The sequence below is a fragment of the Sphingobacterium zeae genome (assembly GCF_030818895.1).
In the GTDB taxonomy this organism is placed as follows: domain Bacteria; phylum Bacteroidota; class Bacteroidia; order Sphingobacteriales; family Sphingobacteriaceae; genus Sphingobacterium; species Sphingobacterium zeae.
In genome coordinates, this window is sequence record NZ_JAUTBA010000001.1 from 4,782,872 (window position 1) to 4,809,527 (window position 26,656).

A 26,656-nucleotide genomic window follows, 5' to 3' on the forward strand; every position below is an offset into this window, starting at 1 on the left:
TCCTTAAAAAGAAAATGGATTAATATATATAGGATTTAAAAAAATCAATTATTTCAACAGATCGGGATTATTATTGATCGCTTCCTGTGGATAACGAATGACATAACGAGGATCATTCTGCTGTAAGGTTACCGTTCTACCGAAACTACTGTGCGTGATCGCAGGGCGTGTCGTCCGTTTTAGATCATACCAACGTAATCCCTCTAGCGCCAGTTCACGTTTACGCTCCAGTAAAACCGCATCCAGCAACTGTGCTGTTGACAAACTTGCGTCAGCCTTAGTTTCTTTGGCACAGGCATCTGCTGTGAATCTATTTTTCTTTAAAGCAGATAGGTATTTCAACGCTTCTGCAGTATTCCCCAAACGTACATAACATTCTGCTAAAGTCAAATAAAGTTCAGCATTTCTAAAACTCACGTTAAAACGGTTGTCTCCACCTTTGAGGGATACAAAATCGCCCCCACTTTTTTGGAAGTAACGACCTTTCCTCAAGTCACCATCCGAATATGCAGACAATAAAGAAAACGAAATAAATGAGCTCGAGCGAACTTCAGGAACAGACACTTTTTCCAGGGCCATAATCATCTCGGCAGATTCAAAATCATTCGGAAGTTGACTTCCGCCAACATTCAAGTCAACCAATTTATCGTTTATAGTGAGTGCCTTTTTTGCCGCATCAACCGCTGCTTGCCATTCTCCACGATATAAACGAACACGTGCGGCCATTGCATAAGCGGCACGTTTGCTAAAGCGATAATTAGCACCTTTAACCTGATCATCCACTGTTAATAAACTAGTCCCCTTCTCCATATCAGTTAGGATCTGCGCATAAGACTCTCCGATGGTCGTGGGCACAAAACGCTGTTCCAGGTCAATCTTCGTTGACAAAGAGACACCGCGAAGCCCTGCATTATTAGCCGAATAGACCTCACTGTAAAGATTTAATAACTCAAAATGTGAATAGGCGCGCATCAGATAGGCTTCCCCTTTAATCTGATCCACCGTCGGATTGCTAGCCAACTTATCATCAATAGTACTGATGACCTGATTGGTATAAAAAATACTGCTATAAAATGTCAAGTAAGGATAAGGAATCGTTGTCGGATCAGGGTTTTGATCGTTCCAAAGATAGATATCTTTGGTTCTAGCAGCATCGGTCGAACTTTCATCTAACACTAACTCATCCGTACGCAAGGACAAATAGGACTTATGTGCAGGAAAGTTTGCATAGCTACTTGTCATTAACCCCCTAAAATCACTTTCCGAAGCAGGAATGACAGTCCCTACCGGTTTTATATCTAAATATTTATCACAGGATGTCAATGCACTAGCGGCCATGATCATTCCAAAATAAATTATTTTTTTCATGTTATTATCAATTAAAAAAATTAAAAACTTGCTGACAGACCAAAGGCAAAAGATTTACTGATCGGTTGCGCATAATAGTTACCATAGGTCTCTGGATCAAAATACCCCTCGTAATTAGCACCGATAACAAAAAGGTTACGTCCTTCTACATTCACACGCAAATTGCCTGCGCCAATTTTTTTGCTTAGTGCGGCCGGTAAGGTGTAGCCTAAACGTATACTATTGATGCGGACATAACTCATTTTCTTGGCCCAGATATCATATAGGTTGAATGATTTGATCGGATCGTTGCTTTCCATCCAACCAAAGGCCATCCAGCGATCATTGAATTCAGAACTTATACTTCCCAATGCGGGCATATTTAAGTCCTTTTGAACCGCCTTCAACAGATCTACAGTGTAATTCTGCCCCCGATCTACCAAAGCCGGGGTTATAGGTGGGTGTACGGGTCACCCAACGTTCCAAATTAAATACCGCAGAGATCGCAAGATCAAAGTTAGCATAACGGAAACGGTTGGTCATACCGCCAACAAACTTAGGATCTTTACTGCCTTTATATTTAAATTTAGCGCGGTATTCTGCGGCTGTCATATCGGTTTGTGAAATATACCCCGGCAGGAACTCTGCCCAAGGATCATATAATCCATAGAATTCCTCAAAGCTTGAAACCGTTCCATCTTGATTTCTAAATTGCATCACCCCATCTTTATCCAATCCGGCTGTTTCCAACACATATAAACCATTAATTGGGCGTCCTACCTGTGTTTCAAGGGAATAAGCTTTTGGATTAGCCAGCACCTTTAATAGTTTGTTGTTATTATGTGCAATATTAAAATCTGTTGACCAAGAAAATTTATCAGTTTGGATTTGACGGCTTGAGATAGTCAATTCAACACCTTGATTTCTTGCGGAAGCCCAATTAACTTTTACATTTTGGAAACCATTTTCTAATGGAATTGCGCTATAGTCGATCAAGTCTGTGCTTTTTCTGTTATAATAATCAACAGTGATATTTAATCTATTTTTCCATAAGCCCAAATCAATTCCGGCATTATATGACTGTGTCTTTTCCCAGCGAAGTTTATCATTGGCAGGCATATCGACAAATACTGTTCCTTCATTATTACCTGGTAACATGGTAATGTTATTATAGTATCCAACAATAAAAGGATAGGTATTGCGATCAATATTTCCTTGCGTACCATAAGAGGCCCGCACTCGGAGATCAGACAAGGCTGTTTTTCCTTTTATAAACTCTTCTTCCAATACATTCCATGATCCAGAAATAGACCAAATCGGAAGAAAGCGGTATTTAGGATCTACACCAAACATATTCGAACCGTCTTGTCGAATACTTGCATATAGGTTGTATTTCCGATCAAATGTATAGGTTGCATTCCCATAGAACGAGGCATAAGAACTTTCCACAAATCCTTTTCTATATTGCACGAACCTTGAATCATTTTGGTATGTACTGTTTGGAAAGATAAGCGTTTGAGTCGTCAATGTGGCCGGGTTGTATCCAAAGCCTTTAGTCGTTACAATCTCACTCTTGCTCCGTCTCAGTTCTGTTCCGCCCATTACATCCAGTTCGTGGCGATCGTTCCAAGTTTTATTGTATTTTAAGTACGTTTTCCAATTGTATTGAAACACGCTATTATTGGAATTCTCGATCGTTCCACCTACAGGTAAGAAATACTTATTTGTCTTACTAGCGGCATCATAGTAACGTGTAGCAGCGCGCAATTTGCGGGTATTATAGCTTTCCTGATCAGCAAATTTTTCTGTTTTATTTTCATCAAATTGCAAACCAAGCTCTGTTCTCAAGGATAACTGTGGTAAAATAGCGTATTCTAAATAACTGATTGCTTTTAACGCCTTATTCGTCAATGTATATTTGGTATTCTCACGTTCCTCTATTGCATTAAAAGGAATATAGGTATCTTTTTCAAAACCCTCGATATCTGGGTCATAGTTAAATTTCCCAGATTGATCATAAATAGAAAGATATGGGTTGACTGAACGGACATAATAACTTGGGTTCGTAAAAGCATCCCGATCCTGAATTGGATTTTGTCTATTCGAGACCGAGCCCAATAAATTAATACCGGCTTTAAATCGATCGTTGATTGTAAAGTCATTATTTAGCGTGAGGGAATAACGACGGAGATCTACCGCTTTTGTAGCTCCTTTTTCATCATAAAAACCACTGGACAAATAATAGCGATGTCCATCATTACCACCAGAGATGGATGCCGAATATTGTTGATTAACTGCCTGACGGTACAATTCTTTCCCCCAGTCTGTTTGTTGTGTGCGCAATTGATTGATTGACTGTTGTACTTCCGGTGACAGAGCTGCTAAACCACCAGAACGATAAGCATCCAATGCATTTGCTTTGTTTAATATCCGCATAACAGCCCCCTTATCTGTACGATAATTTAAATCGGTACGGTCGGCCATCAAAAGTTCGAAATCTATTTTTTCACTGGCATCCATCAGATTAAGTTTACCAAAGTCTGGACGCTGTGTTACAAAGGTGTTGGCCGAAACCTGTAATTTTGCAGGTCCAGGTTTACCTCTTTTCGTGGTAATTACAATCACCCCGTTTGCTGCCCTCGCACCATAGATTGAAGTCGCTGCAGCATCTTTCAAAACGGTAATATCGGCAATATCATCGGGGTTGATGCCTGCAATAGGAAGATTTGTCAAACTATTAAGATCGTCTTTATCTATTCGGTTTGGCATTGCAGTGCCTTCGATAGGCAAGCCATCAATCACCCATAATGGGTCTTGGGTGCCATTGAGTGATACTGTACCACGGATACGGATCTGTGGCGCACTATTTGGTCCACCGTTAAAATTGCTCAACTGTAAACCCGCCACCTGACCGGCCAACATTTCATCGATCGATGCAACCCCCGTCTGCTTGATGTCTGCTACATTGATTTTATTGTAAGCCGTCGTATTCTTACGTTTTTTGATATCCGTATAACCTGTTACGATCACCTCATCCAAGGATTCACCACTTGGCTGCAGCAAGATTGTTTTATGATCCTGGAATACCGGCACTTGAATACGCTGGTACCCGACATAGCTAATCGTTACATATTTTAAATTACTAGGCACTTTTAAGCGAAATTCACCAGCCGCATCGGTCAATGAACCCAAGGCCGACTGCTGCACCTGATTAGGTACACCGATATCTTCTGCTACTGCCGAACTTTCAACGACAACCGTCGCCCCAACGACCGGTTTTAACGTGACCGCATCCAGTACCTTTCCTTTCAGCTCCCTGGATTCCTGCGCATGCGCAACGTGCACACACATGAAGGTCAACGGTATTAAAAACTTATTCATTTTGGTAGATGTTAATATATTAGTTTAATTCTAAGGTATTTGCAATACGTAGTAAAAGATCCATGTAATGCGATTTTGTAATGGCATCACCAGTCCGCTGCTTTTGTTTCAGCAACTGGTAGATCTCATATAATTCAGCGCGTTTGTAGGTCAGCATATCGGACGTGCGCATCATACCGGTGACATGGACATTCCGAAGTTCAACTGGTGAAGAGGATGCATGTTGTGGATGCAAACATAGAGCAGGTCGTGTCGCTTCAACCAATTGCTCAATGCCTGCCAGTTTCTTCGCGTTTAACTTCTCCATGGATTTGTTTGTAGAGACCATCAGCACATCCACATAGTTTTGTTGAAGCATCCGTGTTTTAAGATCCAACGCTTGTCCACTGATGGTTTTAGCAAAAATTGTCTGACGTACAGAAGTCAGAAACTCAGGTGCACTCCATGCTTTTTTACTTCCAAAAAGATTTTCCATCTCAACCATACGCAGTAGACGCTCATCGTTCACAAGTTTATACAACATAGCGTATTGAAATTCACGTTGTAAGTTATAAGGAGCGTACTCAAATGGTCCTATCGGCGAATCTCTCAACGGAAAAGTTTTTGCCATCAGCTCTGGGACGAACAACCACTCGGGCATGTAGAAAACATTCTTCTTGAGATATTCCAAAGCACGTACCTGTTTGTCTTTTGGCACTGGACTATACGCATCTTTTTGATCGCCCAAAACAGCATTTTCTAGATAGATACCCCCGATGTTATTTAGAACATGGTCCGCATACGCGTACCATTGACCGACGACACCCATATATAATTTACCGGCACGGTAGTAATCATCACCTACATTAGTGGTCCAGTTGATTATATTCGGCATCATACGACGCAGATTCAGCATGCCATATTCGCCAGCTTTCATCGCGTCGTCACCCAGATCTTCCGATTGGGCCCGCGGATCAACGATATTTTTTGAATCCTGCTGTTCACCATAATGATAAATCGGATCGTGTACATGGCTGTCAATTTCCTTTCTTAACAAAGGAATTTCATCCCAAGGTTGCGTTTTGCCATACCAACGGTAAGCCCAGCCAATCGCATACTTGTCGTATGCGCCAATCACCGGAGTAATCTGTTCTACACCATCCTCAGGTTGCGCGACATAATTGAAACGCGCATAATCCATGATAGAAGGTGCTGTCCCCCCCATTTTTGCGGTAAAGCTTTTACTCCGTAATGAATCCACAGGGAAACTTGCCGATGCCCCCATATTATGCATAAGCCCCAAAGTATGGCCAATTTCATGCGATGATACAAAACGAATGGCATGTGCCATTTTCTCATCGGAGAAAACATTAGCACGTACTGATGTATCGACGATGCCTGTCTGTATACGCATCCAGCTGTTCAGAATAGTCATAACGTTATGCCACCAGATCACATCAGCTTCCAATATCTCGCCCGAGCGTGGATCAACGACGGATGGTCCCATCGCATTAGCCTGTGCAGATGCTGCATATACGATAGAAGAAACGTTAGCATCGTCCGGATCAAATTTGACGCTGTCGGGCTGTTGTTTAGCCAGAATTGCATTCTTGAAACCAGCAGCTTCAAAGGCGACCTGCCAATCGTGTACGCCATCAATGATAGCCTGACGCCATTGTTTTGGTGTCGCCGGATCCAAATAAAAAACAATCGGCTTCTTTGGTTCTACAAGCTCCCCTTTCAAATAGCGCTCTTTGTCTTGATCTTTCGGTTCCAATCGCCAGCGATTGACTAGATTTTTCTTATCCAGTTCTTGTTGTTTATCGTTAAAATACCAACGTGGTGAAGTAAAAAATCCTACTCTTGGATCGGCAAAACGCGCTACCATAGGTGTTTCTGGCAGCTCATACAGATTGCTCGTTATCTCTAGAGAAACCGGCACCGATTCATTCCCTTCCGTCACCTTCGTGGACAATACCGATTTCACAACGATATTATTGGAATACGATTTGATATCTTCGATTGTAGAAATATTGGTCTTCGGCGAAGTACCCAAGCCCAAAGAGGTAAACACATCCGTAAAGCTCTTTTCTGAACCATCAAAAACCTTGTTTACTTTTATTACTACAGCACTAGAGTCTTTGGAGTAGCTCTCGACTTTGAAGGATTCGATATAAGAAGGACGGTAGTTATCATAAACTGAAGCCGCAATCGCATCCCCCTTAGGTACTTCGACCTGTGGTTTAATCTCCGAAACCCATACTTCTTTTCTCTCCTTACGATGGGTAAAACGAATGACCTTATTTTCATAATTCATTCCTTTATTTACGCCGGCTTCATTCAGCGCCAATGGAACAGAAGATAACTTCTGAATCAACAGAATATCTTGCCCCATCTTTTTCAATGGAATCTCAAAGTAGTAGTTATTTTCCTTACGGATCACCGTAAACATCCCACTATCCACCTGTGCATCTTTCAACAATTTGTCGTACGCTGCTGTAGAGTCTTTCTTGCCTGTCGAATCCTTGGCAGCAATAACCGTCTCTTTTTTTCTTAAACCAACTGTTTGCAATATAGAACAAGATTGCATTAGACCCGCTGAAAATAGAAGACCTATGGCTAGCTTTGTATAAGTGTTTTTCATCAAATAATTATTTTTAAGCTCGCTTTCAAAGGCATAAATGAGCTCGTGGCGCGCTATTTGTTTTTCACTGGTATCGATGTAATATCAATCGAATATTCATGGTTTAACCAAAGCTTGTATAAGCTAAGGATAAGTTGTATCAGAAAGTAATTGCATCTATTCCATGAAGTCTATCCTAAATTGCATGCTATAAAGGTCTTGACATCTTGTCGGATAAGATTAGGCTGATCACAAACTAAAACCACTGGATTAAGAGCCAAATTTGTTAAAAATATTGTACAGAATAATACATAAAGGGATGAACACGTAGTTTAGCGGTATGAACACGCACGATAAAAACGTGAACACGTTAGACACCTCAAATTTCATTACTCATATAAGGTATTATGCGAGTGGTAATCGAACAATAAATTGTCCCCCCTCTATTCCGAACTGAAAACCAGACATTCTATAATAAGTATAGATCGATGATAAGTAATTGAGCCCGTACCCCTCGCCTTGCGACTCTGCCCCCTGCCGGCGCTGCCAGTTGTTGCTAATCTCCAGCAAGTTACTTTCAGGAATGTAGATCAACCGGATAGTAAGCGGATTCTCTTTAGAAATACGAGTATGCTTTATCGCATTCTCAATAAGCATTTGCAAACCCAAACGGGGAATCCTTTTTTCCAGTAATTCGTTTGAAATTTGAATATCCATATCATTTAATGCCGCCCCAAAACGCACCTGCTGCAAGAAGAAATAAGCTTTACCCAATTCCAGTTCCTCTCGTAGCGTAGACCATTCCGCCTCGTCTGTACGCAGCATCTTCCGATAGACTTTAGTCATCTTGCCAATAAAAGACTTGGCCAGTTCATCGTCTTTTCCGATTAAGTACTGAAGTGAACCAAAGGTATTGAATAAAAAATGTGGATTGATCTGTTGTCTCAATTGCACAAGACGCATCTGCGTATATTCATTTTCCTGTTCCAAGGCCAGCAATTTCAATTGTTGAATTTTACGCCGCTCCACAACATTGAAGTATATTAATGCCATAGCCACCAGCATCAGTCCCACACCGAGCAAGATACTATAAGTCAACAATTCCTGGATTTCCTCCTCGATGCTCAACAACAAAACATATACCTTAATTTCACCACCAACAAAAAGAATGTTAGAAGGATAAGAATTGACCATCACGTCCAGCTGCAGAAAATCTGACTGGACAATTTGACCTTGTTTTGAAAATGCTGCAGTATTTCTTCGTCCCCACCTCCTATTATCTGGAGAATATACACAGATACCGCGGTCGTCATAGATCTCAAAGTAAGCGCGCCTTCCAAAGTTGAGTTTTGAAAAATAAGCATTCAGCCGTTCAATATCCATGTATATATGATACAGCCGATGATGTATTGTCCGGGTGCGTAACAATGTTAGCATCCTGTTGCCTACATCTTCAACCTGACCCACAGGGATAATGACCAATAAGGAATCGCCAATTTCTTTTGGATCGAAAACGGGTTGTTCCAATATCTTTTTCTCAGAAAGGTACAGATCTTGTTGCAGCAATTCTAGCTGCTTCTTGACAAGCAACATATTCTCATCAGCAAAATCAATCAATATTCTATTCTTAAGACGATCAACTTTATGATGAATAATACCGAGCAGTCCTCCCCCTACCAGCAGCAACAACAACAAACAGACAATCAGGATAATAGTATTTTTCTGCTCGCCATTTTTAAATCGAAATTTCACGGCACAAAAATACATGAAAAATTTTAAAGCGTATGCAAACTACCTCACAAGAAAGACTTTAACAAAGCCATGTATCCATTAATGCCGATCGATTCCCACTGCTCTTCCAAATACAGGCCGCAAAGAATTAAAAAAAACGCTAATTACTTTTTGTAAATTTAGTCGACCAAAAGAGGGTTTTAATTAAAACATGCATTAAAATAACAAAGAGAATTATTATCTTAATACCCTAATTAATGATTTGACACCATGAAACAAACTCTAATTATTTCATTTGCACTGCTATCGATCTGCTGTTGGTACAGTTTCAACAGTCCGAATGATCAGAAAAACCCCTTATATGGGAAAGTATTCCGTGAGATCAATGAAATTGCTGAATTAAAATCTTATACCTACGCAACTGGCGCACTTATTGAAACCGACAAGAATGCACATGGGGACTATCGCTTTGCTGCCGGTTATTTTACAAATGCCAAAAATGGTGTTTGTATTTTAGAGGAATTATTACCCGATGATACCAAAGGTAAAGTCAAATACAAGATTTTGGATACCATCAATATCCAAAAACTGAAGTCCAACGAGCAGCTTAGCTTATGCAACTGCAAGCAAGGTGACAAACCAAACAGTGAAATTATAGCCATTAGCCGGGTCGATGAAAGCAAAGAATATTTCGACAAAATCGTCAAGGCATGGCGCATGGATACCAAAAGCCAGAAAATTATTCCTTTAAAAAACACAAAAGGTATAAGCTGCCTCAATGAAGGCTACGGCATCTAGTAGCGACAGTTTTTTAAATCAATCCGTCAGCCTTCAACTTGTCAAACACATGCAAAACGCCAATGACCTGGATAGGCTCTTCCAGGTATTCTTGGTGTGAAAAATAACGAACGGCGCCAATCTCATTACTAGGTTCGATCTGCTCTGTTAATGGATACAGAAAACAATCCTGTTCCATCATAACCTCTGGCACAAGCCCGTACGCCGGGGCTGTTATATGGCAATAGTACGAGATTTTATCCGGATCCAGATTGATATTCAACTCCTCCAAAATCTCGCGACGTAGGGACTGCAGGGCTTCCTCCCCTGCATCAATCTTCCCACCTGGCAGATACCATGCCTTTCTATTGTTGCTATACGCCAATAATAATTTATCTTCCTTAATACTCACTAAACCCGCTGTAGGCAAATATTTTTTTGTTGTCTTGAAATCCATTATAAGCTATTACTGATTAAATACGCTAGATGTGAAATTACTTCTTTTACAACATTTATCAAAGCGTAACAGCTCATCTGGAGAATTCTTCATTAAAACTTCACAGAAAATCATTATAGAGGGGCCAATCAATATACCGAAACATCATCGGCTAGTTCCTCTTTCTGCACAAGCTTCCGTAGACTCTTCAAAAATGTCTCCGCGTGATTTATGGTGAAACAGAGCGGCGGTAATAGTCGGAGGGTATAGCGTCCTGCATATCCTGTAAAAATCTTTTCAGAAAACAAAAGTTCTTCCCGTAGGTGTTGAATATCGTTTTCAAACTCTACGCCAATCATCAATCCTTGCCCCCTCACTTCACTTACGCCATGAATTTTTCTTAATTCTGTCAACAGAAATTCACCTACAGCTGCGGCATTATCAATTAATTGCTCTTTTTGGATGACATCAAGTACAGCCAGTGCCGCCGCGCAAACCACATGACTACCGCCAAAAGTAGTGCCCAATTGCCCCATGACCGGCTTTATTTTAGGCGAAATAATTGTCGCCCCCATCGGGAGGCCATTTGCAATCCCTTTGGCCACCGTAATTAAATCGGCTTCTATCCCAGCATGCTGATGTGCAAAGAAACGTCCCGTGCGCCCATACCCGCATTGAATTTCATCCAAAATAAGCATAGTCCCAGTTTTCGTGCAGATTGCTCTTACTTCCTGTAAGAAACTAGGACTTGCCCGATGAATCCCCCCGACACCTTGAATAGGTTCAATGATCACAGCACAATATTCTTCGGTTTCCAATTGTTTTTTCAAACTGGAGATCTCATTGAAGGGTGTAAAAACAAATTGTTCACTGTCATTTAATGGTGCACGAATCGACCGGATATCCGTTGCCGAAACCGCGGCTGAGGTTCTCCCATGAAACGCATTTGACATCGCCAATACTTTCCTCCTTCCCGTATGGAACGAAGCTAACTTCAGTGCATTTTCATTTGCTTCAGCCCCCGAATTACTGTAAAAAACAGCATATGTAGGATAACCACAGGCATTACCTAAGCGCTCGGCCAAACGATCCTGAAGATCGTTTGTAACTGCATTTGAATAAAATCCGATCTTATTCATCTGTTGTATAGTTTCTTCAACAACATGCGGATGGCTATGCCCGACAGAAATAACGGCATGACCACCATAGAGATCTAAATAGGCCTGCTGCTGTTTATCATAGACAAAGCAACCAAGGGCTCGTTCTATTGCAATATCAACTTTCTCAAAAACGGGAAATGGTTTCATGAATGACTTCGATTAGTAAAACTCAAAAATCAACTTAAATCTCCTTTCATTCCTAGTCCAAGATGGTTATTTATTCCTAGTCCAGCCGTCACAGGCAATAAACAAAATAACTCATCTTAAATAGAATAGCGCAGCACTGATCATGCATAATCTATCCGATGTATTTTAATCCTGCAGAACAATTGTATATTTGAACAATTACCCGATACAATAGCCTCATGCTTAGACCTTGGAATTTAACGATAGATATTGACAGATCCTCTTCAAAAGCGATTTATATCCAAATAGCGGATAACATTTCTGCTGATATACAATCAGGTCGATTGGCGAAGGGAACGGCCTTACCCAGTAGCAGATCTCTTGCAGCCCAACTAAAATTAAACCGAAACACGGTAATTGATGCCATACAGTTGCTGTTGAGCGAAGGCTGGCTGGTTAGTCAGGCACGTAGAGGTATATTTGTAGCGGCTCAATTACCTTATGGCTCTAACCTATATGTTGCACAAAAGATCGAATTCTCGGATCATCAGCCCCTTACGCGTATTATATTCGATGATGGTAATCCAGACAGCAAGATTGCCCCAGTAGAACAGCTCGGGCGGGCCTATCGTCAGATTTTTAAACGCAGCGCACGTTGGAAAATGATGGGCTATGCCGATCCCCGAGGACATCTTGATTTTCGGGAAGAAATCGCCAATATGCTCAACATCGAGCGCAACATGCACATTGATAAAAATAACCTATGCATCAGTCGTGGAAGTCAAATGGCCATGTACCTGGTCGCTCAATGCCTATTGCAGCCCAATGATTATATTTTTGTGGAGTCTCCTGGATACCATTCAGCCTGGAAGATCTTTGAAAAAGCCGGCGCGAAATTGATTCCTATTCCCGTAGATACCGATGGTCTTATCGTTGAAGAATTACTACCTCATTTATTGAAAAAGAGCAATATTAAGGCGCTATACCTTACCCCACATCGACAATATCCAACCACTGTCACATTAAGCAAAGAACGGAGATCACAATTAATAGTATTATCCAACCAATATAACTTTACGATCATTGAGGATGATTACGATTACGAATTTCATTTTGAACGAGTTCCCTATTATCCGCTCGCTTCACAGCAGGAGCTGATCAATACAGTATACATTGGTACGCTGAGCAAAGTTGTCGCACCAGCACTCCGTATCGGTTATCTGGCGACAAGAAACGAGCAGTTGCTCCAGCAGATTACCGAACTTCGCTACATCATCGATATACAAGGTGACAATATTATGGAGCAAGCTGTACTTGAACTCATTCAGGATGCAACAATTCGTAGACATATTCGAAAAGCAACGCTGCTTTACAAAAAGAAACGTGATTTTATGATCGCCCAATTGAACAAACATCTGCAGGATCATGTGAGCTATACTTCTCCACAAGGAGGATTGGCGGTTTGGCTATCTTTTAAACATCAAATCGACTGGGCATTTTTATTCCAAAAATTAAAGGAAAAATCAGTACATATACCGCATCCCGAAAACTACAGTAGAGAAAATGTTTTTGGCGGAATACGGCTTGGCTACGGATCCTTATCAGAGGAATTGATCGAAGAAGGACTAATCATTTTGGCTGAACTTTTGGAACAGGCCAAACGCTCCTTCCGCTGATTTGAAACACAAAAAGTAGGTAGACTATTTTCCAGTTTGGACGCACTTCATTAGATTAAAATTCGGAAAACATAAATACATTCAATATTTAATTTCGCATCCTCAAAACCGTTTAGAAGATTAGTATAGGCAACACGTAAAAAACAGTTAAAAGTGTTGGTAAAAGGTAATTATTTTGTCAAAAATCTTTTTTTTTACTTACCAATCGCATAAATTAACCGTAGTTTTACAGCTCAAATAGCACAAAGCTATTCCAATTGAATAGCGATACAATAAGAGAGAATGGAGTACATTAATTTATGACGGAGAGAATACCCCACAGGCCATATGCCGCAATAACCGGTATTGGCGGATATATTCCACCGAATAAGAGATCAAATACAGATTTAGAACAGTTCTGCGATACATCCGATGAATGGATTATCAAACGTACAGGTATTAAGGAACGAAGAATTTTAGAAGAGAATCTTGCCACATCAGATATGGCTGTAAAAGCGATACAAGATCTGGCAGAACAATATCATAAAAACCTGAAAGAGGTAGATGCGCTCATTGTAGCGACTTCTACACCTGATATGCCGATGCCTGCAACAGCAAACATCATTTTAGAAAAATTAGGACTTACCAATGTTTGGGCTTTTGATGTTAATGCAGCTTGTTCTGGATTTCTATATGCCCTGGATATGGCTGCTGCTTTGGTGGAGACAGGGCGTTACAAAAACGTACTTGTTGTCGGGGCCGACAACATCAGTACGTATGTCGATTTAAAAGACCGTTCGACCAATATTCTTTTTGGTGATGGCGCTGGCGTGATATGGCTTGAACCATCTTTAGAAGGAGGAATTATGGATGCCTATCTATGTAGCAATGGAGCGGGAAAAGAGTTTTTAAAAATCGAGGCTGGAGGTTCTTTGTATCCCATCGACAGCAATCTCCCTGTAAACGACAACAGATTTCTGAAGCAAGATGGTAAAACTGTATTCAGACATGCTGTGCAGTCTATGAGCGATGCGTGTAATACCGTTTTGCAACGCAACAACCTCCAAATTGAAGATATCAATTGGTTAATCCCACATCAGGCTAATCAGCGCATCATTGATGCCGTTGGACGTAGTCTTAATATACCAGAAGACAAGGCGTTAAGTAATATCGAATACCTAGGAAATACCATTGCTGCCACGATCCCACTATGTATCTGGCAAAACATTAAAAAATTAAATACCGGTGACTTAGTCATGTTAACCGCCTTTGGTGCAGGTTTCTCTTGGGGAGCCAGCATATTTAAATGGATGATTTAAGCGATCAAAAACTTTAGTCGTCATAAATTCACACTATAATTGAATGCCAGAAATTGATAATTTCTGGCATTTTTTTCTTCTTCCGAACAAAAAAGATTAAATAAGATCTACGACGCTTTTAATAATTTAATGACAAGCCCACACCAAAACCCATATCACTATCATAATGCGTTCTAAAGGCCATATTTTTGGTGATGACATAGTTTAGCCCCATCATATATTCAAGATCTGAATTGACCATAAAATCACCACGGATCCTTCTGGAGATCGGAATATCTTCACGCATAAGCTGTAACCGCACAATACCATCGTGATACACCTCCGCCTGAAAATTAACTAACATCGGTAAAGTATACATAAAACCCAGACTCAAAGCTTTGCGACTATCTTTTTTATTAGCCTGTCCAAAAATATTTTTCTCATGTTCATCCTCCCCCATTCGACGATAACGATAATCAAAACCTACAAATGGCATAAACCATTGCATCTTCCCAAGGTATCTTCCCAGGTGGGTTTCTACTTCATAGCCGTGCATATCGTTGTACCCCAATCGCCATTCGGAACCGAGCTGCCAACGTGCATTCTGAAACATGGCCTGACCGTCATTTCCATTGGTTGCAAAATCATTTTGCGCCATAAAATGGGTCATATTACTTTCCATTTGCAATTCTTTGTAGGCTTTGGCTTTGTTAGGAAGATTGGGGTTTTTATAATCATCCACAGCAAACACGCGATTCATCCCAGCCATCATATGATACAGGATATGGCAATGAAAAAACCAGTCCCCTTCTTCATTCGCTAAGAATTCGATCGTATCCGTCTCCATGGGCATGATATCCACCACATTTTTCAACGGCGCTTTTGATCCTTTTCCATTTAACAATCTAAAGTCAAAGCCATGCAGATGTATTGGATGACGCATCATTGAGTTATTATAGATGGTAATGCGCAATACCTCGCCCTTTTTTACAGGTATCTTATCCGTCTCAGAAAGAATTTTATTGTCCATGCTCCATACATAACGGCTCATATTTCCCGTAAGCGTAAATTTAAGATCTCGTATCGGCGCTTCTTTAGGCAGTTCAGTCGCTTGAGGAGATTCCAACATCGCATAGTTTAGCGTGACAATATCGCCCAATGCATTGGCATTATAACGATTGGGATCTTCGTCCATGTTCATTTGTCCATGATTCATACCGCTATGTTTACTGTGATCTTCTTTTTTCTTTCCATCACCTGTAATTTCGGGATACATCACCACATTCATATCCATCTGATTCAGACTCATCTTCATGCCCATATCATTGAGATCCCCATTCATCTTCATCATATCGTTCATCATCTTCATACCTTCAAAATATTTAAGGCGAGGAAGAGGGGAAATCAACTGTTTGATACCATTACCGATAAAATAGCTTGCAGATTGCGTTCGATCTTCTGTTGTTGCTATGAATTCGTAAGCTGTACCTTCATTCGGAATGGTTACAACAACATCATAAGTCTCCGATACAGCAATCATTAATCGATCGACCTCCACCGGTACTACATCATTCCCATCATTGGCAACGACGGTAATTTTGCCACCGGCATAACGCAGCCAAAAATAAGACGAAGCACCACCATTGGAAATTCGTAAACGCACTTTATCTCCTGCTTTTAAACCTTTACCATTCACCGACTTTAAATCTGTAGAATGAGACCCGTTCATCAAGACTTTATCATAATACACATCACTGACATCCATCGCGAGCTGACGTTTCCATTCATTCGTAACTTTTGTCTTAAACTTTCCTTCTTGAATAGCTTCAACGTAAGATTGTGTTGAACCTTTTTTTATCGCGGCCCAATCGTTTGCTGTATGCAGCATCCGCTGAATATTGTCTGGATTGTAATTTGTCCATTCACTCAATATGACAGGAATCGCGGGTAAATCATCAATTCCTTTGCGGAAAGTCTTATCGTCTGCACGCTTGTTGAGAATCAGGCTACCATACATACCAACCTGTTCCTGAAGGCCTGAATGCGAGTGATACCAATGTGTACCGTGCTGGATTATCGGAAAACGATAGGTGTAAGATGAATTTGGTTTTATCGGCTCCTGCGTCAAATGCGGTACACCGTCTTCTCTGTTCGGCAAAAAAATACCATGCCAATGTAGCGACGTACTCTCCTTTAACTCATTGTGAACTACAATTTCCGCCGTATCTCCTTCTGTAAAAGTCAAGGTAGGCATCGGAATCTGTCCGTTTACAGCGATTGCCCGTTTTGATTTGCCGGCATAGTTGACAATGGTGTCCCGTACATACAGGTCATGACGAACCACTTTCTGGGCCAGCACCGTCAGGTGGGCCATCAATAATAAAACAACAGTTAATATATTACTCTTTTTACTCATCTTCATTCACATACTTAATTGGTATTGCGTTACTCATAGGTCATACCCCATACTGGTGGATCGACCTCGAACAATAATTCATAGAGAGGGCGATTAGTTTAACGTTTCTACAGTACTTCCACAACTGATCATTTGCGCCCCATAGAAAGGATTTTTTATCGCGTTCTCTTTACTGAGCCAATGCGCACCCTTGCCATTAGCATACATGGGACAATGCTGATAATAAATAGGCCCATCCAATTTACTCACTCTCAGAAGTTCATACAAAGCGTTTGAAAGAGAAGCAAAAGTCACGCGTTGCTTAGCCACATCTTTATTTTGGGCGATGCCCGATGCATCAGCTGCTAAACTATTCATCACCTTCTTCCAAACCGTATGTTCGGAAGGAGTAAGTTTATTCATATCGACGGCCTTTATCGCTTCCTTCAACGCGGTGGCTTTGACTGCAGCTCCCTGTGCATCGGTCTTCACCAAAGCATCTTTTAACCCCAAATAATGGTTTGCCAACTGGCCAAACGCTGTTTTCTGTATACCAGGCTCTGTTATCTTCGAAGGGTGAACATGGGAAGCATTATCTGTTGTTTGGCCGCCCTGATTATGCTTATTATGATCGACCTGCTGCTCAGCTCGATTTTTTGATGCTGGTTTTAGCACGCGTTCATATTGCTCAGCTTTAGCCAATTGCGCATAAACATCAGCTGGAGCCAGGAACTTTTCATTGTCGAAGCCTGCCAATGCTATACGCTTAAGAACTTCATCAGCACTTGTTTTTGAAGGATCATAAGTAATAGATGCTAGTTTGGATGTCGCATGCCAGTCAACGATCGCATTGTGTCCATCGCTGCCAACTTTTTCAATTATCTTTTTAACAGCCGTAGTGTTTCCTAAGATCTTTACTGTAGCTGTCTTTGGATTTTTTATTTGTCCATATGTATATTGAGTGGATAGTAATACCGAGATTACCAAACCAAGTAATGAAATTAATTTCATGATTATGATGTGTTGTATATAAATGTATATTGATGAAAATCACGGTACAGCAATCAATGCATGTATGCATTGAATCCGATAGATCCAAAGGGATTTTCATAAGCTAAATAAATCGGGATTGGGCAGAAAACCTATCTAAAAAGACATAGCATAGGCTATCCGTCTATCGTTGAGCAAGCTGAGGGGGCTGCCAAATGGAAAAATATATATCTGTACAAAAAGGTTGCTTATAGCGCGCATAGGAGCTTGAAGCGTCGGCATGCGCCGGTAAAATCTGTGGAGCTTCGATTACTGACACAATGAAACTATATTGAAAGGAGACACGGCAAGACTTTTCTCCACAGCGCTTACTGCAGTCATCTACCCGATCGTCTGAAGCCGCCGGCTCGGCTCCATCATCGTTACAACAATCGACGGTTGCTGTGTCTCTTGTCTTTTGCGTTTCATCAAGACAACATGATTTCTCTTCCTGACTGTTTTTTTCGGACGACGCATGGCAGCCAAATAACCTATTCGGAACAAAAAAAAGCCCCAGAATACAGATTATAAATACGATGCCGCGTTTTGTCCACATAACGGATTGAAATTTGCGAAGTAACTATATACGTTATTTCTGAAGTAAATGTCGGTAGAATTTTTGAATGAACAATTGTAGTATTTTATTTTTTGTTTATGATATTATAATGAGGCCTATTTTGACCCGCTATTTAAATACATAAATCTACTTTTCCATTTGTCTAATCCAGTTAAGCATCAGCAGACAGGCAGGCGCATATACACCACCATGGTCGAAGCCCTGCAGCTGATAGAGTGAGGTTTTTGTATGCCCAACCTGCTTTAATATTGCTGCCAAATGTGCATTTTCCTCGAACCGCGCAGCCATTTCCAATTGTTGATCGCCGGTGATCAGGAGGATGGGCGGCGCATCTTTACGTACAAATGAAAGTGGTGCAAACTCATCAATCTGAGGGATCACCATCGATTGTCCACGTTCCTTTTTTATTGTATAATGTGTATTAGTCTGTCCACTGATTGGCGCCAGGCCTTTTATACGATCTGCATCAACACCAAATTTTTGAAGATATTGCTTATCTAATCCTACCATTAAAGCCAAATACCCACCCGCCGAATGTCCCGATACATAAATTTTTGAAGGATCTCCACCATAATTGGCAATGTTTGAGAATGCCCAGGCAACAGCTTCTGCAGCATCTTCAATATATTCGGGGGCTTTCGCTTTAGGACTTAATCGATAATTGACCGCTATAACCGCCACACCTTTCTCTTTAAGTTCAAGTGGAATAAATTTATTCCCCTCTTCTAATCCCCCCCCATGAAACCAAACAATGGTAGCAAAATTTTTACGATCTGTCGGGATATAAATATCCAATTTACAACGTTCTTTCTTATAAGAATTCGCCTCGTTAGGTTTGCAATACGCAACATCGGTTGTCGTTTTATAGTGCTGCGCAAAAATCAAACTTGGCGAAAACAGGAAAAACGAGATAATAAGGAATTTGAAGGTCATATAAATCGTATTTAAGTCTTACATCTCTTAAAGGTAACAAACTTTAAGAGAAACCGTTTGATTGCACTAAAATAAGTTCACATTTTACCCTCTTTATTATATCTTGACAATTATCTAGAAACAGATATAACAAAACACAAATTTCCCTGTTATTAACGTAAAAAACATGTATTAACATAGAAAACAAAGTCACATTATATGGAACAGATAAAAATTGAAACTGCTATCGACGTGCGCGTAGAAACGGTCTGGAATGCATATAACTCGGCAGAAGATATCATGCAATGGAACCATGCCTCAGATGATTGGCACTGCACAAGTTCAATCAATGACTTACGCATTGGAGGAAAGTTCAAAAATAGAATGGAAGCAAAAGATAGTTCGATGGGGTTTGATTTTGAAGGCAGCTATACCGCACTAGAGCCTTTTAAAAAAATAGCCTATGTCATGCCTGACGGACGTCATGTTGAAGTCAACTTCAATGCTAAAAAATCTGTAACTGAAGTCACCATAATTTTCGATGCTGAATCTGAAAATTCGATTGATATGCAGCGTAATGGATGGAAGGCCATACTCGAAAATTTCAGATCTTACGTAGAAAACACGTATGCGAATACACAAAATGCATAACTCCATTACCTTTTAAATAAAGGATAGCTTTAGGATTCTTAAAAGTATAGTTATATTTAGCCACAAATTCGTCCTCCCTTCACCATACATAGCGGGGACTGACAAAAACAAAACGCGATAAAAAGATTATATATGACAATAATTAACAATTATGAAGAGTACAAAGCCTTTGAGGGAAAATCATTAGGCGAATCCCAATGGCATGTTATTGATCAAAAACAAATTAATCAATTTGCGGATGCAACACTCGACCATCAATGGATTCATTTAGATAGTGAAAAAGCAAAAACTGATAGCCCTTTTAAGTCAACTATCGCTCATGGCTATCTGACGTTGTCTCTCATTCCCTATTTATGGAAACAAATAGCTGAAGTAAGAAATGTCAAAATGGAAATTAATTATGGGATCGAAAACCTACGTTTTGCACAGCCCGTTTTGGTTGACAATGCAGTGCAGCTACATACACTGGTAAAGTCTGTCGTCAATTTAAGAGGTGTTATCAAGGTAACTATCGAAGCTACATTAAAAATCAAAGACAGTGCAAAACCGGCTTACGTAGGTGACGTGATCTTTTTATATCATTTCAATTAGTCCGAGCTTTAGGTTCACAGAAATTACGATTTCCTATCCGTGCACAATCGCTTTCAAATAAAGCATATTACAAATCATAAGGAATACCCTTATGATTTGTTGCTCTTAGCAGACGAAACAATACATGCAATCGATAAATACCTTTACGACTCCCTCGTTTATGTCGTATATGAAGTGAAAATGCCGATTGCTGTTTTTTGTTTATATCCGGTCGATTCAGAAACGTTGGAAATTAAAAACATCGCCGTATCTCCAGCATTTCAAGGCAGGGGACTCGGAAGTCAATTGCTTGATTTTATTAAGGCCAATTACCAGCAATATGCTAACCTGATTGTAGGTACCGCAGATTGCGGAATAGCACAAATTCGTTTCTATGAACGAAATGGATTTGTTAAATACGGAATTCGTAAAGACTTTTTTATCAAAAATTATGAGCGGCCTATATATGAAAATGGCCAGTTATTGAAAGATATGATTATGTTGAGGTACGGTAAATAACTATCTCTGAAAGGTAACTAACAGAATTCAATTAACAAGACTTTATTTATATATACAGATGAAACTGACCGCCATTCACCCCAAACTACCGATGCGCGATAAATCCATTACAAAGGATTTTTACGTACATCAACTTGGTTTTTCATTGATCGGGAACGTCGAATACGAGGGTTATCTGATGCTAAAAAAAGACCATATTGAAATCCATTTTTTTGAATTTAAAGAACTTTCACCCGAAGAAAACTATGGTATGGTGTACGTACGTACAGACGATATTGACCGCTTGTATCAATCTTTTCAGGAAAACAACGTAACTATACACCCTAATGGAAAACTTGACACCAAGCCTTGGGGGCAGCGTGAATTTTCAATTTTGGACCCCGACAGCAACCTCATAACCTTTGGGCATGACGCTGAATTCGAAAAAGCCCACTAAGATTGGGTTAAAATTAGCCGAATTTCATAGTGGGCCGGGCATTTTTTATGTGATTTTTTAGCCGAAAAGATCCGAACTCAAGTAACGGTCACCGCGATCGCAGGCAATAAATACAATGACGCCCGCTTCAATTTCATTCGCAATTTTAAGTGCTCCGGCTAAAGCTCCCCCCGTACTCATCCCCGCAAAAACACCTTCGCGCTTAACAAGCTCCCGAGCAAGCTCAGTTGCCTCCTGTTGGGATATATCTAGAACACGATCTACTCTGCGCGGATCAAAAATCTTAGGTAAATAGGCCTCGGGCCAACGCCGTATACCTGGTATGGATGATTCTGCAGTAGGCTGGCAACCTACAATCTGAATGGCTGCATTCTTTTCTTTCAGATAGATGGAGTTACCCATGATTGTCCCCGTGGTGCCCATGGCGCTGACAAAATGTGTAATCTTGCCATCTGTGTCACGCCAGATTTCAGGACCTGTGGTCTTGATATGTGCTTGGTAATTATCTGGATTTGCAAATTGATTCAATATATAATAGCCCTCTTTTTCAGCCTTTTCTTCCGCATAATCACGGCATATTTCCATCGATTCCAACAGGGTAACTTTCGCTCCATACGCCTCCATTGTAAGCGTTCGCTCGCGGGTGGAAGAAGCGGGCATCACAAGTTCCAGGCTCAGCCCATATATACCTGCAATCATAGCCAGTGCGATTCCTGTGTTACCACTCGTTGCCTCAATTAATTTGCTATCCTGTGTAATATCGCCACGTTCCATCGCTGAACGGATCATATTGAGCGCCGCACGATCTTTAACAGAACCAGCGGGATTATTACCCTCCATTTTCGCAAAAATCTTCACCTTCGGGTTTGTATGGAATTGCGTAATCTCGACTAATGGCGTATTTCCAATCGTATCTATGATATTTCCCATGGTATTTAATTTATTGGTTTCGAATCTATAAACTTTGATGTAGCTTGATGATATACCGTGGTATACGGCTCTACAGAACTTGTCAACCACACATTACCGCCAATCACCGAATGATGCCCGATCTGTGTTTCGCCGCCAAGAATGGTAGCACCGGAATAGATAATGACATGATCACCTATAGTCGGATGGCGCTTTACATTGGAAAAAACCTTATCCACACTCAGTGCGCCTAAAGTTACCCCCTGATAAAGCTTTACATAATTACCAATAGTACAAGTTTCACCAACAACCAGTCCGGTTCCGTGATCAATATGCAAATGATGCCCTATCGTTGCTCCAGGATGGATATCTATTCCAGTTTTGGAATGAGCATGCTCCGTCAATATACGTGGTATCAAAGGAACACCCAAACGATGTAGTTCATTGGCCATCCGGAAAATACAGATCGCAAAAAAACCAGGATAAGTACGTACGACCTCTCTCTTGTTCTGCGCTGCGGGATCCCCGTCCATCAATGCATCGGCATCCCAGCACATCAGTTCATAAAGTTGTGGAATCCGTTCAAAGAATTTATGCGCTACGTCCGAATGATTGCAGCTTTGACAAGCTTTGGATTTGCTCAAAAGCTGCTCCAGTTCCAATTCAAATTGCTCAAAAGCGAGCTTCACATCATCGACAGATTTCATATCGCCTGAATTTCGTTCCGGAAAGAGCACATCCAAAATTCGGATAGCCCATCCACAGATCTTCTTATTAGAAGGCATTTCTAAAACAGCCAATTGCTGCTCATAGATATGTTGATAAAAATCATGCATCTTCACTAATTTATTGAAACAAATATACTATACAATATTGATAGATTAAGCCTTATACTAAAAAACTTAACGGCTTTGACCATCACTTTAAATCCGCTCGCTGATGGAATAAATCGTTTGGCCTAAAGAACCAAACGCTCAAACAACGCTCTCAATGTAACTTCTGGATCTTCACACAAACCGGGATGTGAGGCCGAACATTGGATTAAGGTACTCCGCTTGGCTGTCAACCAACGAAAACGTTCGGTGATATCCAGCTCAGCAAGTTTGCCCGCATTTCTTTCTCCATGACAGATTCGCTGGAAAGAAGACAGATGATTTTCAATCATTTCCAATTCAATATCCGGACAAAGCGACCGCGCTTTCTGTTCATTGACAAAATAAATCATTTTCGCATACCGGTACTTGCGACAATACAGAGCTACACCTACGTTAATAAATTCCTCGCGTTCCACTCGTGGTATCAAACGTACCACAGCGTACTCATATAACGTCTTTTCTGGCATCTTCGATTTGCTTTACAAAAATGGATGAATTGGCTACACGGCGTTTCAAGAAAGAAACATATACTTCTCGCGCATCCGCCGCCGAAAGTTCACGTTCGGAATCTTCCAACCACTCATCCGGTACCACGGCTAATATGTCACGAAATACCGTCTCCGTAAAAAGTGAACGATATTCCGCATCGATCTCCCCCACCCTACTGGCATTTTTTAACAGTACGTGATCTTTGATCTGAACAAATGGCTTTAACGACTGTTCCTCCCAGTTATCCCAGCTGTGATGGAAATATAAAGCAGCACCATGATCTATTAACCAAAGTTCTTTGTGCCATATCAGCATATTTGTGTTCCGAACAGTTCGGTCCACATTCATTAAGAGTGAATCTAACCATACAATCTTGGACGCTTCTTCCGCTGCAATAACGTCAACATTTGCATCGAATGTGATGGCTCCGCTCAGAAAATGTAGGCCTAGGTTTTTGCCCACACTGAATTTAAGTAGATCCTGAATTTCTTCATCAGGCTCTGTCCGACCAAAGGACTCGTCCAAATCGGCAAACACAATTTCGGGGACGCGCAGTTTTAACAGTCTTGCCAGCTCTCCGCCAATCAATTCAGCGATGAGGGCCTTCCGCCCTTGCCCTGCACCCCTAAATTTTATGACATAACTGAAGCCATCATCAGCATCGACCAGTGCCGGTAAAGATCCTCCCTCCCGAAATGGCTGTACATAGCGAATGATCTTTACTTTCCTAATAACAGGTTGTTGAAAATCCATGAATTTATTTTTTTATGAACTAAAGTTGGCAAACTAATCCACTCTTTTAAAACTATCCCAATTAAACATTTTAGAAGACAGAAAGCAAGAAATCTACACGATGTATTTGAGCATTGCCCAGTGCTTTACCCTGCGAACTTTATATTGTGGTAATATCCAAAATTATTATCTATATTTTAGCAACAAAGCATAAATTGTACATTCATTTGACCGTCGGAAGTATTATTTTCTAATTATATTTGTAGTGTAATCACAACTTGTCTCATCAAGTTTTCTTCAATCAACGATATGGATACCATTCAGGAATATAACAATGTGATCAAACATTGTCAGGATTTATTTATAAAAAAAACAAAAGATTATGGAACAGCTTGGCGAATTATGCGCCTATCTTCCATTACAGATCAGATTTATATCAAAGCTCAGCGTATACGTACACTAGAAATCAAAAAAGTTTCTAAAGTAGGCGAGGGAATTACTGACGAATATATCGGTATCATAAATTATTGTGTCATGGCCATGATTCAGATTGATTTGGGAGAAGATGGCGAAGAAAATTTGGATCCTACCTTTGTGAACCAAAAATATACCGAAAAGGTGACTGAAACCAGAGATCTTATGCTCGCTAAAAATCATGATTACGGTGAAGCTTGGCGCGATATGCGTGTATCTTCCATGACAGATCTGATCTTAATGAAAATACACCGAGTGAAACAAATCGAAGATAATGACGGGCAAACGCTTGTTTCTGAGGGTATTCATGCAAATTATCAGGATATGCTCAATTATGCAGTTTTTGCATTGATTAAATTAGGAATAGCACAACAATAACCGGATGATGACATTGACACAGCAGCGCAACAAAACAAATTACCTATTAGGGTTTTGCCGAATTTTTACCGGACTTCTATTCATATTCTCAGGTCTTATAAAAGCCAATGACCCGACAGGGTTTGGCTATAAGCTGCAGGAATACTTTGAGGTGTTTCATCTCACAGCTTTTAATGAGTATGCTACCGCAATCGCTGTTGTGATCTGCGGTTTTGAAATTCTATTAGGAGCACTATTATTACTGGGAGTATATGCCAATACGGTTGCTTGGGGGCTACTCCTGTTGATCCTATTTTTCACCTTTTTGACATTCTATTCGGCTTTTTTTGAGGTTGTGACCTCCTGTGGATGTTTTGGAGATGCAATCCCCCTCACACCTTGGCAATCATTTTCCAAAGACCTCGTACTGCTGGCATTGATTCTAATAATATTTTTTAACCGAAAACAGTTGCGATCGATTATCAAAGGATCAGGCAATCAATTTGTTGCCACAATGATTACAGTGGTTATCTCCTTAGGTATCGGTATTTATACAGTAAACTACCTTCCTTTTATTGACTTTCTACCCTATAAGGTTGGCAATAATTTACCTTCATTAATGGTATTGCCAGAAGGCAAACAAGGGGATATGTTTGAGCAAATCTATACCATGAAAAATAAAAAGACCGGCGAAACTAAAAAGGTCAACGATAAAACTTATATGGCTGATAAACTATGGGAAGATGAATCATGGGAAATTGTAGGCGAACCTGAGAGTAAATTAGTCAAAAAGGGGTATGATATCCCTATTCCAGATCTTTTGATCACTGATGCAGACGGAGCTGATCACACACAAGAAATCATTGCTAATCCTTATTACAATCTTATTATCGTTGCAAAAGATCTTTCGACGGCCAATATTGATGCCATCCAAAAGATCAATCAGGCAGCTATCCAATTAACAAAGGATTATAACGGACTCCGTGTCGTCCTGTTAACTGCGTCAGCATCGAAAGACGCTCAATATCTGAGTGATGAAATGCAATTAATCGCGGAGATATTCTACGCCGATCTAGTTCCGCTGAAAAGTATGGTCAGAGCAAATCCGGGCGTACTGCTCTTAAAAGGTGGGAACGTGATCGGAAAATGGCATTATAATAATTTCCCGGATGCCAAATCAATTGAAGATGAATTTCTAAGTAAAGACAAATAACATAT

24 protein-coding genes are annotated in these 26,656 nt (G+C 40.5%); 9 read left to right on the plus strand and 15 right to left on the minus strand.

All coding sequences use genetic code 11. The features are described from left to right. Positions 1 to 48: 48 nt before the first annotated feature. From QE382_RS20030 to QE382_RS20050, 5 genes are all read right to left on the minus strand, one after another. Positions 49 to 1,368 carry a RagB/SusD family nutrient uptake outer membrane protein gene (locus tag QE382_RS20030; protein WP_307187480.1) on the minus strand — a complete coding sequence of 440 codons (1,320 nt, stop codon included), beginning with the start codon at positions 1,366 to 1,368 and terminating at the stop codon, positions 49 to 51. 20 nt (positions 1,369 to 1,388) lie between these two features. Next, positions 1,389 to 1,718, minus strand: coding sequence for a hypothetical protein (locus QE382_RS20035; protein WP_307187481.1), 330 nt, complete (start codon positions 1,716 to 1,718; stop codon positions 1,389 to 1,391). Next, entirely contained in the window at positions 1,699 to 4,728 is a 3,030-nt protein-coding gene (locus QE382_RS20040) for a SusC/RagA family TonB-linked outer membrane protein (protein ID WP_307187483.1), read from the minus strand. Before QE382_RS20040 ends, QE382_RS20035 begins: the two co-directional genes overlap by 20 nt. A gap of 19 nt (positions 4,729 to 4,747) precedes the next feature. After that, a complete protein-coding gene (locus QE382_RS20045) occupies positions 4,748 to 7,351 on the minus strand; it encodes a zinc-dependent metalloprotease (RefSeq protein WP_307187484.1) in 2,604 nt (867 codons plus the stop codon). A 384-nt stretch (positions 7,352 to 7,735) separates the two neighbouring features. Then, positions 7,736 to 9,097, minus strand: coding sequence for a sensor histidine kinase (locus tag QE382_RS20050; protein ID WP_307187485.1), 1,362 nt, complete (start codon positions 9,095 to 9,097; stop codon positions 7,736 to 7,738). Positions 9,098 to 9,331: 234 nt separating this feature from the next. On the opposite strand from QE382_RS20050, the gene QE382_RS20055 reads away from it, so the two are divergent. Beyond that, positions 9,332 to 9,859, plus strand: coding sequence for a hypothetical protein (locus QE382_RS20055; RefSeq protein WP_307187486.1), 528 nt, complete (start codon positions 9,332 to 9,334; stop codon positions 9,857 to 9,859). A gap of 13 nt (positions 9,860 to 9,872) precedes the next feature. Here the strand turns inward: QE382_RS20055 and QE382_RS20060 are convergent, their stop codons facing one another. Next, positions 9,873 to 10,295, minus strand: coding sequence for an NUDIX hydrolase (locus QE382_RS20060; protein WP_307187487.1), 423 nt, complete (start codon positions 10,293 to 10,295; stop codon positions 9,873 to 9,875). Between the two features lie 128 nt (positions 10,296 to 10,423). Beyond that, positions 10,424 to 11,581: an aspartate aminotransferase family protein gene (locus QE382_RS20065; protein ID WP_307187488.1), complete on the minus strand. Its 1,158-nt coding sequence runs from the start codon at positions 11,579 to 11,581 to the stop codon at positions 10,424 to 10,426. Positions 11,582 to 11,799: 218 nt separating this feature from the next. Here QE382_RS20065 and pdxR point away from each other — a divergent pair, with 218 nt between their 5' ends. Next, entirely contained in the window at positions 11,800 to 13,236 is a 1,437-nt protein-coding gene (gene pdxR, locus QE382_RS20070) for a MocR-like pyridoxine biosynthesis transcription factor PdxR (RefSeq protein ID WP_307187489.1), read from the plus strand. A 299-nt stretch (positions 13,237 to 13,535) separates the two neighbouring features. Then, positions 13,536 to 14,534 (plus strand): beta-ketoacyl-ACP synthase III, encoded by a 999-nt coding sequence (locus tag QE382_RS20075; RefSeq protein ID WP_307187490.1) that lies wholly within the window; start codon positions 13,536 to 13,538, stop codon positions 14,532 to 14,534. A 118-nt stretch (positions 14,535 to 14,652) separates the two neighbouring features. Here the strand turns inward: QE382_RS20075 and QE382_RS20080 are convergent, their stop codons facing one another. The 4 genes from QE382_RS20080 to QE382_RS20095 form a co-directional block, all read right to left on the minus strand. After that, a complete protein-coding gene (locus QE382_RS20080) occupies positions 14,653 to 16,929 on the minus strand; it encodes a multicopper oxidase family protein (RefSeq protein WP_307187491.1) in 2,277 nt (758 codons plus the stop codon). Between the two features lie 93 nt (positions 16,930 to 17,022). Next, positions 17,023 to 17,919: a DUF3347 domain-containing protein gene (locus QE382_RS20085; RefSeq protein ID WP_307187492.1), complete on the minus strand. Its 897-nt coding sequence runs from the start codon at positions 17,917 to 17,919 to the stop codon at positions 17,023 to 17,025. A 163-nt stretch (positions 17,920 to 18,082) separates the two neighbouring features. Then, the gene (locus tag QE382_RS20090; protein WP_307187493.1) at positions 18,083 to 18,493 is read right to left on the minus strand and encodes a hypothetical protein; all 411 of its coding nucleotides are present in this window, start codon (positions 18,491 to 18,493) and stop codon (positions 18,083 to 18,085) included. Between the two features lie 147 nt (positions 18,494 to 18,640). After that, positions 18,641 to 19,447, minus strand: a complete 807-nt coding sequence (locus QE382_RS20095) for an alpha/beta hydrolase (RefSeq protein ID WP_307187494.1) — start codon at positions 19,445 to 19,447, stop codon at positions 18,641 to 18,643. Between the two features lie 198 nt (positions 19,448 to 19,645). Between QE382_RS20095 and QE382_RS20100 the strand changes: the two genes are divergently transcribed. The 4 genes from QE382_RS20100 (at position 19,646) to QE382_RS20115 (ending at position 21,602) form a co-directional block, all read left to right on the plus strand. Then, entirely contained in the window at positions 19,646 to 20,077 is a 432-nt protein-coding gene (locus tag QE382_RS20100; RefSeq protein ID WP_307187495.1) for an SRPBCC domain-containing protein, read from the plus strand. Between the two features lie 132 nt (positions 20,078 to 20,209). Beyond that, a complete protein-coding gene (locus tag QE382_RS20105) occupies positions 20,210 to 20,668 on the plus strand; it encodes a MaoC family dehydratase (protein WP_293884415.1) in 459 nt (152 codons plus the stop codon). A 96-nt stretch (positions 20,669 to 20,764) separates the two neighbouring features. Further along, positions 20,765 to 21,166 (plus strand): GNAT family N-acetyltransferase, encoded by a 402-nt coding sequence (locus tag QE382_RS20110; protein ID WP_307187496.1) that lies wholly within the window; start codon positions 20,765 to 20,767, stop codon positions 21,164 to 21,166. 58 nt (positions 21,167 to 21,224) lie between these two features. Further along, entirely contained in the window at positions 21,225 to 21,602 is a 378-nt protein-coding gene (locus QE382_RS20115) for a bleomycin resistance protein (RefSeq protein ID WP_307187497.1), read from the plus strand. Positions 21,603 to 21,659: 57 nt separating this feature from the next. On the opposite strand, the gene cysM is transcribed toward QE382_RS20115, so the two are convergent. The 4 genes from cysM to QE382_RS20135 form a co-directional block, all read right to left on the minus strand. Further along, positions 21,660 to 22,532 (minus strand): cysteine synthase CysM, encoded by an 873-nt coding sequence (gene cysM / locus QE382_RS20120; RefSeq protein WP_307187498.1) that lies wholly within the window; start codon positions 22,530 to 22,532, stop codon positions 21,660 to 21,662. 5 nt (positions 22,533 to 22,537) lie between these two features. Continuing rightward, positions 22,538 to 23,347 (minus strand): serine O-acetyltransferase, encoded by an 810-nt coding sequence (locus tag QE382_RS20125; RefSeq protein WP_209576764.1) that lies wholly within the window; start codon positions 23,345 to 23,347, stop codon positions 22,538 to 22,540. Between the two features lie 122 nt (positions 23,348 to 23,469). Continuing rightward, the gene (locus tag QE382_RS20130; RefSeq protein WP_307187499.1) at positions 23,470 to 23,853 is read right to left on the minus strand and encodes a DUF3037 domain-containing protein; all 384 of its coding nucleotides are present in this window, start codon (positions 23,851 to 23,853) and stop codon (positions 23,470 to 23,472) included. Continuing rightward, positions 23,831 to 24,628 carry a HipA family kinase gene (locus QE382_RS20135; protein WP_307187500.1) on the minus strand — a complete coding sequence of 266 codons (798 nt, stop codon included), beginning with the start codon at positions 24,626 to 24,628 and terminating at the stop codon, positions 23,831 to 23,833. The genes QE382_RS20130 and QE382_RS20135 overlap by 23 nt, the downstream gene beginning before the upstream one ends. A gap of 288 nt (positions 24,629 to 24,916) precedes the next feature. Between QE382_RS20135 and QE382_RS20140 the strand changes: the two genes are divergently transcribed. Together QE382_RS20140 and QE382_RS20145 are read left to right on the plus strand one after the other, a co-directional pair. Beyond that, the gene (locus tag QE382_RS20140) at positions 24,917 to 25,459 is read left to right on the plus strand and encodes a DUF1599 domain-containing protein (protein ID WP_307187501.1); all 543 of its coding nucleotides are present in this window, start codon (positions 24,917 to 24,919) and stop codon (positions 25,457 to 25,459) included. 4 nt (positions 25,460 to 25,463) lie between these two features. Further along, the gene (locus tag QE382_RS20145) at positions 25,464 to 26,651 is read left to right on the plus strand and encodes a BT_3928 family protein (RefSeq protein ID WP_307187502.1); all 1,188 of its coding nucleotides are present in this window, start codon (positions 25,464 to 25,466) and stop codon (positions 26,649 to 26,651) included. Positions 26,652 to 26,656 lie beyond the last annotated feature (5 nt).